The following is a 15,482-nucleotide window of genomic DNA, read 5'->3' as shown; positions in this document are numbered from 1 at the left end:
TCGTGTAATCCTGATAAGCAGGCAACGCCACAGCAGCCAAAATACCGATGATCGCCACCACGATCATCAATTCGATAAGGGTGAAACCCTTTTGCATCGTACGCTTCATAGTTAAGTTCTCCCCGGAGTTGAATCGTTAGGAATAAGAGTCTTGAGGTTTACTCCGAGCCTCAAGCCTTGCCTTGTCCAAGCACCATCCGTGCCAACTGTCTGACTATCGCCTGACACGCATAAATTGCAAGTTATGCGTCAACATGTGTCACATTGCTTGTGATAAGTAACATTTTTGTTCGGGCAAAAGTGTCGCCCGACACAATTTTGGCAGACAGATTGTTATCAAATCGTTAGCATCGATAGCTTTCATCAACAGCGTCAGCACTGGATGAAACGCATGCTGGTGCCGACGATCTCGATCAGGTCGCCGTCGGAGAGCTGCACGGGCTGGTCGCCTATGGGTTTGCCGTTGAGGCTGGGGTGTTCGTCGCCCTCCACGTGGGCGAGCACGAAGCCGTGGGAGCGCTTGGTGATGGAGGCCACGGCCACGCCGGGCTTGCCGAGGGTGGTGACCACCTTGACCAGCGAGACCTGGCGGCCCGCGGCCGAGCCGGTGAGCACCTTGACGTCGGCTTGCAGCGGCGCGGCCATGAGGGGGGCCGGGCGGCTGTTGGGCACCTTGAGCAGGGGCATGCCGGGCTTGAAAAGCACGGTCTTTTCATAGTTGGCGGCGTCGCTCGGGACTTCGTTGATGAAGCGCAGCTTGTAGCGGCCAAGTTCGACGGTGTCGCCGCTGCGCAGTTTCTGGCGCTTGACGGCCCTGCCGTTCACCTGGGTTCCGTTGGTGCTGCCAAGGTCTTCGATTTCCACGTCGCCGCCGCTCATGTGGATGAGCGCGTGCTCTCCGCTGACGGCGAGGTTGTCGATGACGACGTCGTTGTAGGGGCGCCGGCCAAGGGTGGTGCGCTCCTTGGTGAGCGGCACTTCCTTGATCACCACGCCGTCAACCGATACGACCATCTTGGGCATGCTCTTTTCCTTGTGTTTGTTCGAGTGTGTTCGGGTAGCCGCTATTACTAGCAAGGATCGGGCTCAATGCGGGCGCAGCAGTCTGGCCATGAGGCCGGGCTGGTGTGGTTTGCGTTTTTCGCCGGCGGCCTGGACCAGGACGACGCTGATATTGTCCCGCCCTCCCATGGCGTTGGCCAGCTGGATCATGCGCTGGGCTTTTTCGGCCAGCGGCGCGGGCGCCTTGGCGAGCGCGGCGAGGTCGGCGTCGTCGATCATGTCGGTGAGTCCGTCCGAGCAGAGAATGTACAGGTCCTGCGGCTCCACCGGGAATTCATTGATTTCGATTTGAACGCTGGCGCCCACGCCGAGAGCGCGCGTGACGAGGTTGCCATATTCGGAGTTCAGGGCCTGCTTGGCGGTGATGAGGCCCGCGTCGAGCTGCTCCTGCAGCCAGGAGTGGTCGCGCGTGAGCTGCTGCAGCGCGCCGTCGCGCAGGCGGTAGCAGCGCGAATCGCCCACGTGGCCGAGTATCAGCCGGTCGTGCTGGAACACGCCGACGACCAGCGTGGTGCCCATACCGAGCTGCTGGGGGCTGGCGAGCGCGGCTTCGAGAATGTTGCGGTTGGCGCCGTTGATGCACATATCGAGCGCGATGCGCAACTCGACGGGGCTGTAGTCGGGGCCCAGCTCCTTGAGGATGCGCAGCATGTGGGCGCTCACGTAGTCCACCGCCATGGCGCTGGCGACTTCGCCCGCGTTGTAGCCGCCCATGCCGTCGGCCAGGATGGCCACGCCGATGTCTTCGTTGACGCCGACGGCGTCTTCATTGTTGGGGCGCACGCGCCCGACGTCCGTCAGCGCGGCGAATTCATAGGGAGGAGCTGACCGGAGGATCATGGTTGAGCATGGAGCCGTGCGCTGTCCCCTCACCACAAGGGCCTGCCGGGAGGCCTGGGCCCATGAGGCCCATGTCTTCCGATGTGGTCGCGCCAAGTTACAAAAAGAAAATATCCTGGCGTGATGATAGTTGGCACAAGACTACAAATAGATACTGATAGTATTTAATTGTCAACTGCTGGAATATTTCAACCCATCCGTCGTTGCGTGCCTACGTTGGTAACCCTGATTTTTGACTTGTATCAAGATTTTTCACGCATTCTCCCGCCGTGGCCCGCCGCATGCGTCCATTGTCCGGCGAAAGCATGGAAGCCCTGATGCCAATAAAAAAGCAAGGCCCCCTTGCGGAGGCCTTGCCTTTGATCGAATGCGCGGAGCCGCGGTATCCGCCGCGGTCCGTGTTTTGCGCGGTCAGGCCGCGACCTGCTCCTTGGCTTCGTTGCGCGCCTTCATGAACTTGCCGACGGCCACGACGAGCACCGCGCCAGCGGCGGCGGCGGCGTAGTGCAGCCAGGGGTGTGCGATGGCGTAGTCGTGCAGGATGTTGTCGTTGACGATGGTTTCACCGCCCACCCAGCCGATCAGCGCGGCGCCAAGCACCACGATGATGGGGAAGCGCTCCATGAGCTTGATCATGAGCGTGGAGCCGAAGATCACGAGCGGGATGCTGATGGCCAGGCCCAGGATCAGCAGAACCATGTTGCCTTGCGCCGTGGCTGCCACGGCGATCACGTTGTCCAGGCTCATCACGAGGTCGGCGATCAGGATGGTGCGCACGGCGGCCAGCATGCCCTTGTTGCCGCTGGATTCGCCTTCTTCTTCATCGTCGCCGGTCAGCAGCTGGTAGCCGATCCACAGCAGCAGGCAGCCGCCGATGATCTGCAGGAACGACAGTTCCAGCAGCTTGGCCGCCACCACGGTGAGCACGATCCGCAGCACCACGGCCGCGCCCGAGCCGATCACGATGGCTTTCTTTTGCTGTTCAGGGGGAAGCGAGCGGGCCGCGAGCGCGATGACGACGGCGTTGTCGCCCGACAGGATGATGTTGATCCAGATGATCTTGACCAGCCCGATCCAGAAGTCGGGCGTGCTTATGAATTCCATTGTTACTCCACTGTTATGAATCGAAACGCCAGCCTGAATCAGGCTGGCGTTTCTTTTTGGAGTTCGCAGTTTAGGAGGGCGAAAAGCCCTCGTCATGCGTAGAAATGCGTAAGCATTTAAGACCTTTAGGCCGCAAAGCAGCGGCTGGCAATGTCTTGCTGCTATGAAATTATTTCAGCAGACCTTGCAGCAGGCGGCCCATTTCGGATGGGTTGCGCGTGATCGTGAAGCCACACTCTTCCATGATGGCGAGCTTGGCGTCGGCCGTGTCGGCGCCGCCGGAGATCAGCGCGCCCGCGTGGCCCATGCGCTTGCCCGGAGGGGCGGTCACGCCGGCGATGAACCCGACGATCGGCTTCTTCATGTTGTCCTTGCACCAGCGGGCGGCTTCTGCCTCGTCCGGACCGCCGATTTCGCCGATCATGATGACGGCGTCAGTGTCTGGATCGTCGTTGAAAGCCTTCATCACGTCGATGTGCTTGAGGCCGTTGATCGGGTCGCCACCGATACCGACGGCGGTCGACTGGCCGATGCCCAGCTCGGTCAGCTGCGCCACGGCTTCGTAGGTCAGCGTGCCGGAACGGGATACGACGCCGATGCGGCCCTTCTTGTGGATGTGGCCGGGCATGATGCCGATCTTGATTTCGTCAGGCGTGATCAGGCCGGGGCAGTTGGGGCCCAGCAGCAGCGTCTTCTTGCCGCCGGCGGCTTCCTTGGCCTTCATCTTGTTGCGCACTTCCAGCATGTCGCGCACTGGGATGCCTTCGGTGATGCAGATGGCCATGTCGAGGTCGGCTTCAACGGCTTCCCAGATGGCGGCGGCGGCACCTGCCGGCGGAACGTAGATCACGGAGACGGTGGCGCCGGTTTCCTTGGCGGCTTCCTTGACGGAGCCGAAGATTGGGATGTCGAAAATCTTTTCGCCAGCCTTCTTGGGGTTCACGCCCGCGACGAAGCAGTTCTTGCCGTTCGCGTATTCCTGGCACTTCTCGGTGTGGAACTGGCCCGTCTTGCCCGTGATGCCTTGGGTGATGACGCGTGTGTCTTTGTTGATGTAGATAGACATGGTGTTTCTCTCCAGGGCTTACTTGACGGCAGCGACGATCTTGGTGGCGGCTTCGGCCATCGTGTCTGCGGAGATGATGGGCAGGCCGGATTCGGCCAGCATCTTCTTGCCCAGTTCTTCGTTCGTGCCCTTCATGCGCACGACCAGCGGCACTTGCAGGTTCACGGCCTTGCAGGCGGTGATCACGCCGGTGGCGATGGTGTCGCACTTCATGATGCCGCCGAAGATGTTGACCAGGATGCCCTTGACCTTGGGGTTCTTGAGCATGATCTTGAAGGCTTCGGTGACCTTCTCGGGGGTGGCGCCGCCGCCCACGTCCAGGAAGTTGGCAGGCTCGCCGCCGAACAGCTTGATGGTGTCCATGGTGGCCATGGCCAGCCCTGCGCCGTTCACCAGGCAGCCGATGTTGCCGTCCAGGCTGATGTAGGCCAGGTCGAACTTGGAAGCTTCGATTTCAGCAGGATCTTCTTCGTCCAGGTCGCGGAAGGCCACGATTTCCGGGTGGCGGAACAGGGCGTTGGAGTCGAAGTTGAACTTGGCGTCCAGGGCGATGATGTTGCCCTTGCTGTCGCGGTTCAGCGGGTTGATTTCGACCAGCGATGCGTCGGTGTCCATGTAGCACTTGTAGAGCTTCTGGAACACGTCCACGGCCTGGGCGGTCGAGTCGGCGGGCAGGCCGATCGCGTTGGCGATCTTGGTGGCTTGCTCGGCGGACAGGCCGGTCAGCGGGTCGATGTATTCGGTGATGATCTTCTCGGGAGTGGAGTGGGCCACTTCCTCGATGTCCATGCCGCCTTCGCTGGAGGCGATGAAGGCGACCTTCTGGGTGGCGCGGTCGGTGACCAGCGACACGTAGTATTCCTTCTGGATGTCGGCGCCGTCTTCGATGTACAGGCGGCGGACCTTCTGGCCTTCGGGGCCGGTCTGGTGCGTGACCAGTTGCATGCCCAGGATCTGGCCAGCCAGGGCCTTCACGTCGTCGATGGTCTTGGCGACCTTCACGCCGCCGCCCTTGCCGCGGCCGCCGGCGTGGATCTGGGCCTTGACGACCCAGACCGGTCCGCCCAGCTTCTGGGCTGCTTCAACAGCTTCCTGAACGGTGAATGCTGGAATGCCACGGGGAACTGGCACGCCGAAACTACGCAAGATTTCCTTGCCTTGGTACTCGTGAATCTTCATGAGGTGTCTCTCGGAGAAGTGGTTGGTGCCCGAACGCCAATCAGAACAACCGGCACGATCCCGGTGAATCATTCGATTCGCCGTCGATGCCCCGCATCTGGGCGGGAAGCATCCGGGTCGGGCCGGCGGCGCCTGAAAAGGGTGCCTGGCCGCGGGCTCTTATCAGCATGGCAACTAATAAATGTATCATGTTGCGGCGCACCAATAATGTGGATATAACTTATCCCACAATATGCCTTTTTGCAGGCCCCGGAGAATCTCATGGCAAAAGTCTTTATCGATGGCGAAGCTGGCACGACCGGATTGCAGATCCGCGAGCGCCTGCAGGCCATGCCGCAAGTCGAACTGGTGAGCATTGCTCCCGAGCTGCGCAAGGACCCCGCCGCCAAACGCGCGCTGATCGAAGGCGTCGATCTGGTCATCCTGTGCCTGCATGACGACGCCGCGCGCGAGTCCGCCGCGCTGGTGGACGAGGTGAGCCGGCAGACCGGCAAGGTGATCAAGATCATCGACGCATCCACCGCGCATCGCGTGGCCGAGGGCTGGGTTTTCGGGTTTCCCGAACTCGCGCCGGGCCAGGCCGACGCGGTGCGCCAGGCCACGCGCGTGGCCAATCCCGGCTGCTACGCCACCGGCGCCATCGCGCTGCTACGCCCGCTGGTGGATGCCGGACTGCTTCCCGCCGACTACCCGGCCGCGCTGCCTTCCGTGAGCGGCTATTCAGGCGGCGGCCGCACCATGATCGAGGCCTATGAGCACGGCAACGCCGCGCCGTTCGAGCTGTATGCGCTGGGCCTGTCGCACAAGCACATTCCGGAGATCATGAAGTACACCGGAATGACGCGCCGCCCGATCTTCGTGCCCGCCGTGGGCAACTTCCCGCAGGGCATGCTGGTGCAGTTGCCGCTGCACCTGGACACCCTGCCCGGCTCGCCTTCGGTGGCCGACCTGCACAGGACGCTGGCCGATCATTACGCCGGCACGGACACGCCCGACCATTGGGTGCAGGTGCTGCCCGCCACCGAGGATGGCAAGCTGGACGCCGTCGCGCTCAAGGACACGAACAAGCTGGAAATCCGCGTCTATGGCAGCGACCGCTACCGGCACGCCGTGCTCGTGGCGCGCCTTGACAATCTCGGCAAGGGCGCGAGCGGCGCGGCCGTGCAGAACCTGAAGCTGATGCTGGGGCTCTGACGCCAGCCGCCGCGTGGCGGCGCATCGCACGATCCAGGCCGCCCGGGGTTCGCCCCTGGCGGCTTTTCTACCGCCTGACGCGATCGGTATCCGGCAATCAATCATCCATTCGCCATGCGCTGATAAAGACCGCCCGGCAGCCTCGCCACATGCCCGTCGAGTTCGAGCTGCAGCAACTGCACCTGCAACGCCGCCGCATCCCAGCCGGTGCGGGCCACCAGGGCGTCGAGCCCCATGGGGTCGAAGCCGAGCGCGTCCAGCAGATCGCGCTGCTCCTGCGGCAGCGGCACGTCGGCCGCGCCTGCGGCGCCAGACTCGCGCGGCGGCGTGTCGGGTGGACTGGCGCGGCCCGGGCGCTGCGCGCTCAATTCCTCCAGCACGTCCTGAGCGGATTCCACCAGCTTCGCACCCTGGCGCAACAAGGCGTGGCAGCCGCGTGACTGCGGCGCGTGGATGGAGCCGGGAATGGCAAATACTTCGCGGCCCTGCTCGCTGGCCAGGCGCGCGGTGATGAGCGAGCCCGATGCCATGGCCGCCTCCACCACCAGCGTGCCCAGCGACAGGCCGGAGATGATGCGGTTGCGCTTGGGAAAGTTGGCGGCCAGGGGCGGCGTTCCCAGCGGGTACTCGCTCACCAGGATGCCGCTGCGCGCGATGCGCCCAGCCAGTTCCCGGTTGGAGCGCGGATAGATGCTGTCAAGGCCCGTTCCCACCACCGCGATCGTTGCCGCCGTGGATGGCTGGGCAGGGGCTTCGAGCGCGCCCTCGTGCGCGGCGGCGTCGATGCCCAGGGCCAGCCCGGAGACGATGGTGAGTCCCGCTTCGCGCAGCGCCCTGGCGAACAGGCGGGCGTTGTCCCGCCCCTGGGGCGATGGGTTGCGGCTTCCCACCATGGCCAGGCACTGCGCGCCCGCAGCCGCCAGCCCCCCGCCTTGCAGCAGCGATCTTGCGCCTTCGAGGTACAGCATCAAGGGAGGATCTTCGGTGGCCAGAAGGCTTTCGGGATAGCCGGGATCGCCCAGGGTGCAGATTGTGCGGGCGGGCATGTCCGGCTGGCTGGCCGCAAGCTCCAGCCACTGCATGGTCCGTTGCACCTGCTCCTGCAACTCCGGCGGCGGCGCGAGCAGCGCCCGCGCCTGCGCGGCGCTGACGCAGCCTTGCAGCGCGGCGAGCGGCTGCACGAAGACGTTTTGCGGCATGCCGAACGCGGCGAGCAGGCGGCGCGCCGATTGGTTGCCCACGCCCGGCGTTCCCATGAGCCTCAGCCAGGCCGTCAATTCATCGATCTGCATGCATTTGCCCTTCCCGAAAAAGAAATGCCGGCCCGCGCTGGCGAACCGGCATTTCCCTCGTTACGTGGCGGCGCCGCTGCGTTGCCGCCGCGCCGATGCGGCGTTTACTGCGGGCTGACCAGCCGGTCGCCCACGCCCACGGCATAGCGCATCTGCAGCAGCAGCACATACGACACATGGTCGAACGTGCGGAACACCATGGCCATGCCATTGGCTTCGCTGGGCAGCTTGATCATGGAGCGGCGCGAGTCGGTCCTGTCGCGAATGCGGTCGCCCCTGGTCAGCACGGTGAGGATCATGCCGGGCTCCAGTCCATCGACGGCACCACGGTTGATGGATACCACCTGATTCTGGCCGGCGTTGTCAACGGTGACACTGCCGTAGATCGAAACCACGCGCGCATCCACATCATCGAACGGAGCGCGCGGCACGAAGTTCATGAAACTGCGCTGCGCCATGGGCAGCAGGCGGTCGCCGATCCGCACTTCTTCCTTGACCGACATGATGTCCAGGGTGGCGGGCACCGGATCGGCAGTCGTGCCGCCCCGGCCATTGGAGCTGACCTCCTCCGACTCGCCGCGCACCATTTCCGCACGCCCCACGTACTGGGCCTCATAGCCCAGGATGCGCCCCGTATCAGGATCCTTGAGCGGAACGGCGTTGCGGAACAGGCGGAAATCGCGGGTGTCGCCCGGATCCATCGAGAGCTGGCTGCCCGTGGCGCTGCGGGCATAGACACGGTCGCCGCTGCCAAGGATGGAGCGCGTCTGCGACGAAGCGACGATGCGCGGAGCCTGCTCGAGCGTTTGTTCGTCAACGATCTCGGGCTCAACCAGGAACGGCTCGATCAGGTGCTGCTGCAGGGTGGGCAGGGCCGAGCCGGATACGCTGTCCATGCGCGTGCGCGGCGTGATCCGCACGGTCTCGGTGTCGCCCGCGGCGCCGGCTCTGGTGGAAAGCCGCGCATAGCCGCCCGTCTTTTCCAGATAGAGCGTCTGGCCCGGATAGATCAGGTGCGGGTTGTGGATGGCCTGCATGTTCATGCCCCACAGCTCGGGCCAGCGCCAGGGCCGGTTCAGGTACAGCCCGGAGATGGCCCACAGCGTATCGCCGCGCTTGACCACGTAGGTGTCGGGCGCATTGGGCGCCAGCTCGGAAACCGGCACGCCGCGCGCGGCCACCTGCTGTGCCGTCGCGCGCTGCGCGGATGTAACTGTGTGATGCGACGTCTGCGCCTGCGCGCCGAAACCCGCCATGGCTCCCGCGATCAATGCCACGGCTGCCACCGTCCACGGCGCATGCGTTTTCGACTGGCCAGACATCTTATTCATCTTCTCACGCATTGAATTCGCCCTCTCAACGACCATATTGCTTTAGCAAGCCATAGAAAATATTTCTTGGCTTTTGCACGCACAAAGTTACAAACGATCTCGAATTCTCTGTTCAAGCCCTTGATAGAGCAATGATTATTGCGTCCGCGCCCCGCAGGAATCAGCAAAAGTGGCGAAAATAGCGACATATTCTTCCTCCGGACATGGCAATTCTTCCTATTCTTTGTTACCCAGACCCCCGGCTGCACAAGGTCGCCAAGCCTGTCGAAGCCGTGGATGAACGCATCCTCGGCGTGATCGACGACATGCTCGCAACCATGTATGACGCCAACGGCATCGGCCTGGCGGCAACACAGGTCGACATTCACGAGCGCATCGTGGTGATCGACGTGTCCGAGGAGCGCGACCAGCCCATGGTGCTGATCAACCCCGAAATCACCTGGCTCAGCGACGAGAAAGTCGTCGGCGACGAGGGCTGCCTGTCCGTTCCCGGCATCTACGACGGCGTGGAGCGCTCCGCCGCAGCGCACGTCCGCGCCCTGGACCGCGACGGCCGGCCGCGCGTGATCGAAGCCGAGGGCCTGCTGGCCGTGTGCGTGCAGCACGAGCTGGATCATCTGCTGGGCAAGGTGTTCGTCGAATACCTGTCGCCCCTCAAGCGCAACCGCATCAAGACCAAGCTGCTCAAGCAGAAGAAGAACGAGGAGCGGGCATGACCGCAGCCGCGGCAGGCGCTTCGCGTCCTGCCTGGCGCTGGATCGCCATGGCCATGCTGGCCGTCGCCCTGACGCTGGCGCTGACGGCCTGCGCCAGCTTCACCCGGCCGGAACCCGGCGCGCCGTCCTCGGAGGTGCGCTCGCGCATGGGCCTGCCGCTGTCCGTCAAGGCACTGCCCGAAGGCGGCGAGCGCTGGCTCTACTCCACCCTGCCCATGGGCCGCGAGGTCTTCCACGTGGACTTCGACGCGCAGGGCAGGATGCGGTCCATCACGCAGGTGCTCGATTTCCAGCACCTGTCCAGCACGCCTGTCGGCTGGACGCGCCAGAGCGTACTCGATTACTACGGCCCGCCCTACGAGATCACCGAAGTCGCCAGTTTCAGGGGCAAGGTCTGGACCTACCGCTTCATGGACGATTTCAACCTGCGCAGGCTCGCTCACATCCACATCGGCGAAGATGGCCACGTCGCCAAGGTCATGTTCACCGACGAGCCCACCGCGGACGACAACCGGGTCTCCTGAACCGAATGCACCGCGGCTGTGCCGCTCGCCCTTCATCGCCCGCCCAGAGCGCCGCGCAGCGGCCGCCCCCACACCGAGATTTGCCATGAAGATAGTTTTTGCAGGCACTCCTGAATTCGCAGCCGTCGCGCTCGAACGCCTCATCGCCGCCGGATTCGAGGTTCCACTCGCGCTCACCCAGCCCGACCGTCCTGCCGGCCGGGGCATGAAACTCCAGGCGTCGCCGGTCAAACAATGCGCACTGGAGCACGGCATCCCCGTGAGCCAGCCGCGCAGCCTGCGCCTGGACGGCAAGTATCCGGAAGATGCGGCGGCGGCCCGCGAAGCCCTGCTCGCCAGCGGCGCCGACGCGATGGTGGTGGCCGCCTATGGGCTGATCCTGCCGCAGTGGGTGCTCGACTGGCCGCGCCTGGGCTGCCTGAACATCCACGCCAGCCTGCTGCCGCGCTGGCGCGGCGCGGCGCCCATCCACCGCGCCATCGAGGCGGGCGATGCGCAGACCGGCGTCACCATCATGCAGATGGACGCCGGCCTGGACACCGGCGACATGCTCCTGATGGAGGCGCTGCCCATTTCGGAGCAGGACACCACGGCCGCCCTGCACGACAGGCTCGCGCAACTGGGCGGCCGCCTGATCGTCGAGGCTCTGGAGCTCGCTGCCTGCGGCGGCCTGACGCCAACCCGGCAGCCCGGGGAAGGCGTGACCTATGCGCACAAGATCGACAAGGCGGAAAGCGCCATCGACTGGCGCGACCACGCCCGCGTCATCTCGCGCCGCGTGCGGGCATTCGATCCATTTCCCGGCGCCACGACCACTTTCCACGGAGAAACCATCAAGATCTGGTCGTGCGAAGCGCTTGCGGAAATGGAATCGGCATGGGAGGCGCCAGCAAAGTCGGGATCGGGCAGGCACAATGTAGACGTAGGTCAAATCCTGGCGATCACACCGCAAGGCATCGACGTCGCATGCGGCGAATCCAGCGTGCTGCGTCTCACGCTGCTACAGCGTGCCGGCGGCAAGCGGCTTGCTTTTGCCGACTTCCTGCGCGGATTTGTCCTCAACCCCGGCGATATTTTCGGAACCGACAACCAGACTGCCTGACCTTCCATCCGAGCACGCTCCAGAGAGATACAGAAACAGAAACGGCCCGCCTTGAAATGACCCGTCCTTCCATGACAGAACACATGACGCGCCTTAGGCAATGGGCGGGCGAACAATGGACGCAATGGCAAGCAATGAGGCGCGAGCCGTATTTCAGGCTCGGCGTGACGGACATGATGGGCACCGGCATCGGCATTGCCGCATGGGCGCTGGTGACCGGCGTGGCCATGGTCAAGAGCGGTCTTTCCGTGCCGCTGTCCATCTTCATGTCACTGATGATCTACGCCGGCAGCGCGCAACTGGCGGTGCTGCCGCTCCTGGTGGCGGGCGCGCCGCTGTGGGTGATCTGGCTCACCGCCGCCTGCGTGAACCTGCGCTTCGTGATCTTCAGCCAGATGTGGCGCGACTATTTTTACCAGCTTCCTCGAAAAAAGCGTCTTCTGCTCGGATATTTCAGCGGGGACGTCATTTTTGTCGGCTTCATGAAGCGATTTCCCGAACTCAAGCCCCAGCCCGAGCAGATCCCCTATTTCGCCGGTTCCGCCTCCACCAACTGGTTGATGTGGCAGATACCGTCCATTGCGGGCATGTTGCTGGCCAATGCGATCCCGTTGTCGTGGGGATTGGGGTTCGCGGGTGTGCTGGCGCTGCTGGGCATCCTGCTTTCCATGGTCAATGACCGCTTCACGCTGCTGGCCACTGCGGTCGCCGGCACGGCCGCCATCGCCGCGTTCGCGCTGCCGCTGAAGATGAACATCCTGGTGGCCGTGGTGGCGGCGGTGGCGGCGGGCCTCACGTTCGAGACCGTGGACCACAACATGAAGCGCCTGAAGAAAGCCCGGGCGGTGCATGACGCCATGGCGGCGCCCCCGCAGGATCAGCCCGGGGAACCCAAGCAATGATGTACGCGCTCGAAATGATCATCGCCACCATCGGGCTGGCGATCATCACCCTGGTCACCCGTTCCTTCTTCATGATTTCAGACAAGGAACTGCCCATGCCGGAATGGCTGCGGCGCGGCCTGAAGTATGCGCCGCTGGCCGCCCTGGGCGCGGTCATCGTGCCCGAGCTGTTCATGACGCAGGGCGAGCTCATCCATACGCTCAAGGATGCACGCCTGCCCGCCCTGGCTGGCGCGGTGATCTATTACTACAGTCGGCGCGGCATCCTGGGCACGATCCTGGTGGGCATGATCATCTACCTGCCGCTGCACATCGGCCTGGGCTGGTAGGGCCTTCGACGCTCCGGACGCCTCCGGATACATCCGCGTCGCGCCCGAAATCTCCGGCGCGACGCCGCAAAAGCCCTCGCATGAAGCCCGGCGTCAGCCACGGCCCCTACAATTCCGGCAGTTTCATGTCGGCGCCGTGACAGAGCGCCGCCCGTATCCATCTCCTGGAACCCACCATGCAAATTCTTCGTTTTTCCGACATCTGCGCCCAAGGCAAGGCTCGCGGGCAGCGCGTTTTCATCCGTGCAGACCTGAACGTCCCCCAGGACGATAACGGCAAGATCACCGAAGATACGCGCATTCGCGCATCAATCCCCTGCATCCAGATGGCGCTGGACGCGGGCGCGGCCGTGATGGTGACCAGCCATCTGGGCCGTCCCACCGAGGGCGAGTTCAAGCCCCAGGACTCCCTCAAGCCGGTGGCCGAGCGCCTGTCCGAATTGATGGGCCGGGACATCCCCGTGGTGGCTGACTGGGTCGATGGCGTCGAAGTCCAGCCCGGCCAGCTCGTGCTGCTGGAGAATTGCCGCCTCAACAAGGGCGAGAAGAAGAACAACCCCGAACTGGCCCGGAAAATGGCCATGCTGTGCGACATCTACGTCAACGATGCCTTCGGCACCGCGCACCGCGCCGAAGGCACGACCTACGGCATCGCCGAATATGCCCGGATCGCCTGCGCAGGCCCGCTGCTGGCCGCGGAAATCGACGCCATCACCAAGGCGCTGGCCAACCCCAGGCGTCCGCTGATCGCCATCGTCGCGGGCTCCAAGGTGTCGACCAAGCTGACCATTTTGCAAAGCCTCTCGAAGAACGTGGACGGCCTGATCGTCGGCGGCGGCATCGCCAACACCTTCATGCTGGCCGCCGGCCTGAAGATCGGCAAATCACTGGCGGAGCCCGATCTGCTGGACGACGCCAGGGCGGTGATCGAGTCCATGAAGGCGCGCGGCGCCGAAGTGCCGATCCCGACCGACGTGGTGGTCGCCAAGAACTTCGCCGCCGACGCCGTCGCTACCGTCAAGCAGGCCAGCGAAGTGGCGGACGACGACATGATCCTCGACATCGGCCCGGACACCGCCGCCAGGCTGGCCGCGCAGCTCAAGGCGGCGGGCACCATCGTCTGGAACGGCCCGGTGGGCGTGTTTGAATTCGACCAGTTCGCGGGCGGCACCAAGGCCATCGCCCAGGCCATCGCCGAATCCAGCGCGTTCAGCATCGCGGGGGGCGGCGACACGCTGGCGGCGATCGCAAAATACGGCATAGAAAAGGACGTGGGCTACATCTCCACCGGCGGCGGCGCTTTCCTCGAGGTGCTGGAGGGCAAGACCCTGCCGGCTTTCGACATCCTGCAAAAGCGCGCCGCGTAACGCGACGGCCCGCCCGGCTCCGGGCCGGGGCGGAAACAGGCGAAGGGTGCCGGTTCGGCACCCTTTTCTTTTTTTGTCGCCGGGCCGCCCCACGACAAAACCGCCCCTCGGGGGGCTGCGGAGAAGCATGGGAGGGATCTTTTTACTTTCGTGAAAATCGCCTGGTTGTAAGAAACTGCGAACAAAACAACAAAATTGCATGAGCAATAAACCCTTGCCGCAATTTTTCTTGTTTTTTGTAACGTCTCTGCACAAAATCGATAGTAATCACGGGGCGCCCTCATGCGCCTCGCCGTTTGTTGGTATGGAGGGAAAAATGGCTATTTACCAAAAGCTCGGGCTGGCCGCGGCAGTTGCCGGCCTGGCTGCGGCATTGACCGGCTGCGCCGCGCCGGTGCCGCTTGCGAAGAATTTCGAAACGACCAGCCAATACAAGGTGCGCGCGGCAGGCCATTGGGATGCGATGTCGTACGACGTCGCCGCGCAGACACGCGCGAGCCTGGCGCGCGCGGGCTTTGCCGACAACACACCCCTGTATGTCGCGCTGCCCCCGAATCCCAGCGCCTTCGATGCGGGCTTCCGCGACCTGCTGATCACCCGCCTGACCGATGCCGGAGCCCATGTCCAGAGCACGCCCGGCCAGCGCCTGGAAGTTACCTATCACACGCAGGTTGTGAAGACTCCGGGCCACGCCAACGTCGGCGCCTATTCGGAAGAAGGCCACCCTTCGGGCTCGAACACCGAGGTGATCCTGACCGTCTCCATCACGCATGACGGCCAGTACGTCTCCCGCGCGACGGATGTCTACTATCTGGCCAATGCCGATGTGCCGCTGTTCGCCAAGCCCAGCCAGATGCGTCCGGTCAACATGAAGGTGGTGAGCCAATGAGCATGATGAAGATGAAGACTTGCGCCAGGCTCACACTCGCACTGGCCGCCGCCGCGGTGATGGCGGGTTGCGCGGGTATCGGCGGCGGCGCGCCCGTCGCTCGCATCGAGCCGACCTACAAGGACGCCAGCGAAAGTCCGTTCCTGAACAGCAGCAAGGACGCCGTGGGCAAGCTGCTGGCGGGCCTTGACGTGGAAGCCGTCGGTCCCGGGCCGGTCCTGGTGGCTACCGTGGTCGATGTCAACGACACCACGCGTTCCGCGCCGCTGGGCCGCACGCTGTCCGAGCAGTACGCGACCCACATGGCCATGGCCGGTTTCAACGTCAAGGAAATCAAGCTGCGCGGCACCGTCTTCGTGCGCGAAGGCACGGGCGAGCTGCTGCTGTCGCGCGAAGTGCGCGACATCGCGCGCCAGCACAACGCCGCGATGGTGCTGGTGGGCACGTACTCCCCCGCATCCACCCTCACCTACGTGAGCCTGAAGCTGGTGCGCACCGAAGACAGCCGCATCATCCGCGGCCATGACTACGCGCTGCCCATGGACCGTGACATCAAGCGCCTGCTGGGCGCGCCCCGTTGATCTC

At 64.0% G+C, this 15,482-nt stretch carries 17 protein-coding genes; 9 read left to right on the top strand and 8 right to left on the bottom strand.

Features of this window, described 5'->3' with window-relative positions:
* The 6 genes from ABWP92_RS12205 to sucC form a co-directional block, all read right to left on the bottom strand.
* On the bottom strand, positions 1 to 109 hold a 109-nt coding region (locus ABWP92_RS12205; RefSeq protein ID WP_353235656.1), incomplete at its 3' end, for a pilin.
* A 263-nt stretch (positions 110 to 372) separates the two neighbouring features.
* Positions 373 to 1,023, bottom strand: a complete 651-nt coding sequence (locus ABWP92_RS12200; protein ID WP_353235654.1) for an FHA domain-containing protein — start codon at positions 1,021 to 1,023, stop codon at positions 373 to 375.
* 63 nt (positions 1,024 to 1,086) lie between these two features.
* On the bottom strand, positions 1,087 to 1,902 hold the full coding sequence (locus ABWP92_RS12195) for a Stp1/IreP family PP2C-type Ser/Thr phosphatase (RefSeq protein WP_353235653.1): 816 nt from the start codon (positions 1,900 to 1,902) through the stop codon (positions 1,087 to 1,089).
* Positions 1,903 to 2,313: 411 nt separating this feature from the next.
* Entirely contained in the window at positions 2,314 to 3,006 is a 693-nt protein-coding gene (locus ABWP92_RS12190; protein WP_353235652.1) for a TerC family protein, read from the bottom strand.
* Positions 3,007 to 3,175: 169 nt separating this feature from the next.
* Positions 3,176 to 4,072, bottom strand: a complete 897-nt coding sequence (gene sucD, locus ABWP92_RS12185; RefSeq protein ID WP_353235651.1) for a succinate--CoA ligase subunit alpha — start codon at positions 4,070 to 4,072, stop codon at positions 3,176 to 3,178.
* Positions 4,073 to 4,090: 18 nt separating this feature from the next.
* Positions 4,091 to 5,251, bottom strand: coding sequence for an ADP-forming succinate--CoA ligase subunit beta (gene sucC, locus ABWP92_RS12180; RefSeq protein WP_353235650.1), 1,161 nt, complete (start codon positions 5,249 to 5,251; stop codon positions 4,091 to 4,093).
* A gap of 261 nt (positions 5,252 to 5,512) precedes the next feature.
* On the opposite strand from sucC, the gene argC reads away from it, so the two are divergent.
* Positions 5,513 to 6,445: an N-acetyl-gamma-glutamyl-phosphate reductase gene (gene argC, locus ABWP92_RS12175; RefSeq protein WP_353235649.1), complete on the top strand. Its 933-nt coding sequence runs from the start codon at positions 5,513 to 5,515 to the stop codon at positions 6,443 to 6,445.
* A gap of 101 nt (positions 6,446 to 6,546) precedes the next feature.
* On the opposite strand, the gene dprA is transcribed toward argC, so the two are convergent.
* Positions 6,547 to 7,737 carry a DNA-processing protein DprA gene (gene dprA, locus ABWP92_RS12170; RefSeq protein ID WP_353235648.1) on the bottom strand — a complete coding sequence of 397 codons (1,191 nt, stop codon included), beginning with the start codon at positions 7,735 to 7,737 and terminating at the stop codon, positions 6,547 to 6,549.
* Positions 7,738 to 7,841: 104 nt separating this feature from the next.
* Positions 7,842 to 9,080 (bottom strand): LysM peptidoglycan-binding domain-containing protein, encoded by a 1,239-nt coding sequence (locus tag ABWP92_RS12165; RefSeq protein ID WP_502907518.1) that lies wholly within the window; start codon positions 9,078 to 9,080, stop codon positions 7,842 to 7,844.
* 191 nt (positions 9,081 to 9,271) lie between these two features.
* Between ABWP92_RS12165 and def the strand changes: the two genes are divergently transcribed.
* The 8 genes from def (at position 9,272) to ABWP92_RS12125 (ending at position 15,478) form a co-directional block, all read left to right on the top strand.
* A complete protein-coding gene (gene def, locus ABWP92_RS12160) occupies positions 9,272 to 9,784 on the top strand; it encodes a peptide deformylase (RefSeq protein WP_353235647.1) in 513 nt (170 codons plus the stop codon).
* Positions 9,781 to 10,308, top strand: a complete 528-nt coding sequence (locus ABWP92_RS12155) for a hypothetical protein (RefSeq protein WP_353235646.1) — start codon at positions 9,781 to 9,783, stop codon at positions 10,306 to 10,308. The genes def and ABWP92_RS12155 overlap by 4 nt, the downstream gene beginning before the upstream one ends.
* An 85-nt stretch (positions 10,309 to 10,393) precedes the next feature.
* Complete coding sequence (gene fmt, locus ABWP92_RS12150) at positions 10,394 to 11,410, top strand: methionyl-tRNA formyltransferase (RefSeq protein ID WP_353235645.1); 1,017 nt, start codon at positions 10,394 to 10,396, stop codon at positions 11,408 to 11,410.
* Positions 11,411 to 11,493: 83 nt separating this feature from the next.
* Entirely contained in the window at positions 11,494 to 12,312 is an 819-nt protein-coding gene (locus tag ABWP92_RS12145; RefSeq protein WP_353235644.1) for an AzlC family ABC transporter permease, read from the top strand.
* Complete coding sequence (locus tag ABWP92_RS12140) at positions 12,312 to 12,641, top strand: AzlD domain-containing protein (RefSeq protein WP_502907520.1); 330 nt, start codon at positions 12,312 to 12,314, stop codon at positions 12,639 to 12,641. The genes ABWP92_RS12145 and ABWP92_RS12140 overlap by 1 nt, the downstream gene beginning before the upstream one ends.
* A 176-nt stretch (positions 12,642 to 12,817) precedes the next feature.
* Complete coding sequence (locus tag ABWP92_RS12135; RefSeq protein WP_353235642.1) at positions 12,818 to 14,008, top strand: phosphoglycerate kinase; 1,191 nt, start codon at positions 12,818 to 12,820, stop codon at positions 14,006 to 14,008.
* A 316-nt stretch (positions 14,009 to 14,324) separates the two neighbouring features.
* Positions 14,325 to 14,897 carry a hypothetical protein gene (locus tag ABWP92_RS12130; protein ID WP_353235641.1) on the top strand — a complete coding sequence of 191 codons (573 nt, stop codon included), beginning with the start codon at positions 14,325 to 14,327 and terminating at the stop codon, positions 14,895 to 14,897.
* An 11-nt stretch (positions 14,898 to 14,908) separates the two neighbouring features.
* On the top strand, positions 14,909 to 15,478 hold the full coding sequence (locus ABWP92_RS12125) for a FlgO family outer membrane protein (protein ID WP_502907519.1): 570 nt from the start codon (positions 14,909 to 14,911) through the stop codon (positions 15,476 to 15,478).
* Positions 15,479 to 15,482: the final 4 nt, after the last annotated feature.

This window comes from Diaphorobacter ruginosibacter (assembly GCF_040396215.1).
Lineage (GTDB): Bacteria > Pseudomonadota > Gammaproteobacteria > Burkholderiales > Burkholderiaceae_C > Diaphorobacter_A > Diaphorobacter_A ruginosibacter_A.
The sequence above is the reverse complement of the archived record's forward strand: the minus strand, read 5'-3'. Positions and strand labels throughout refer to the sequence as shown.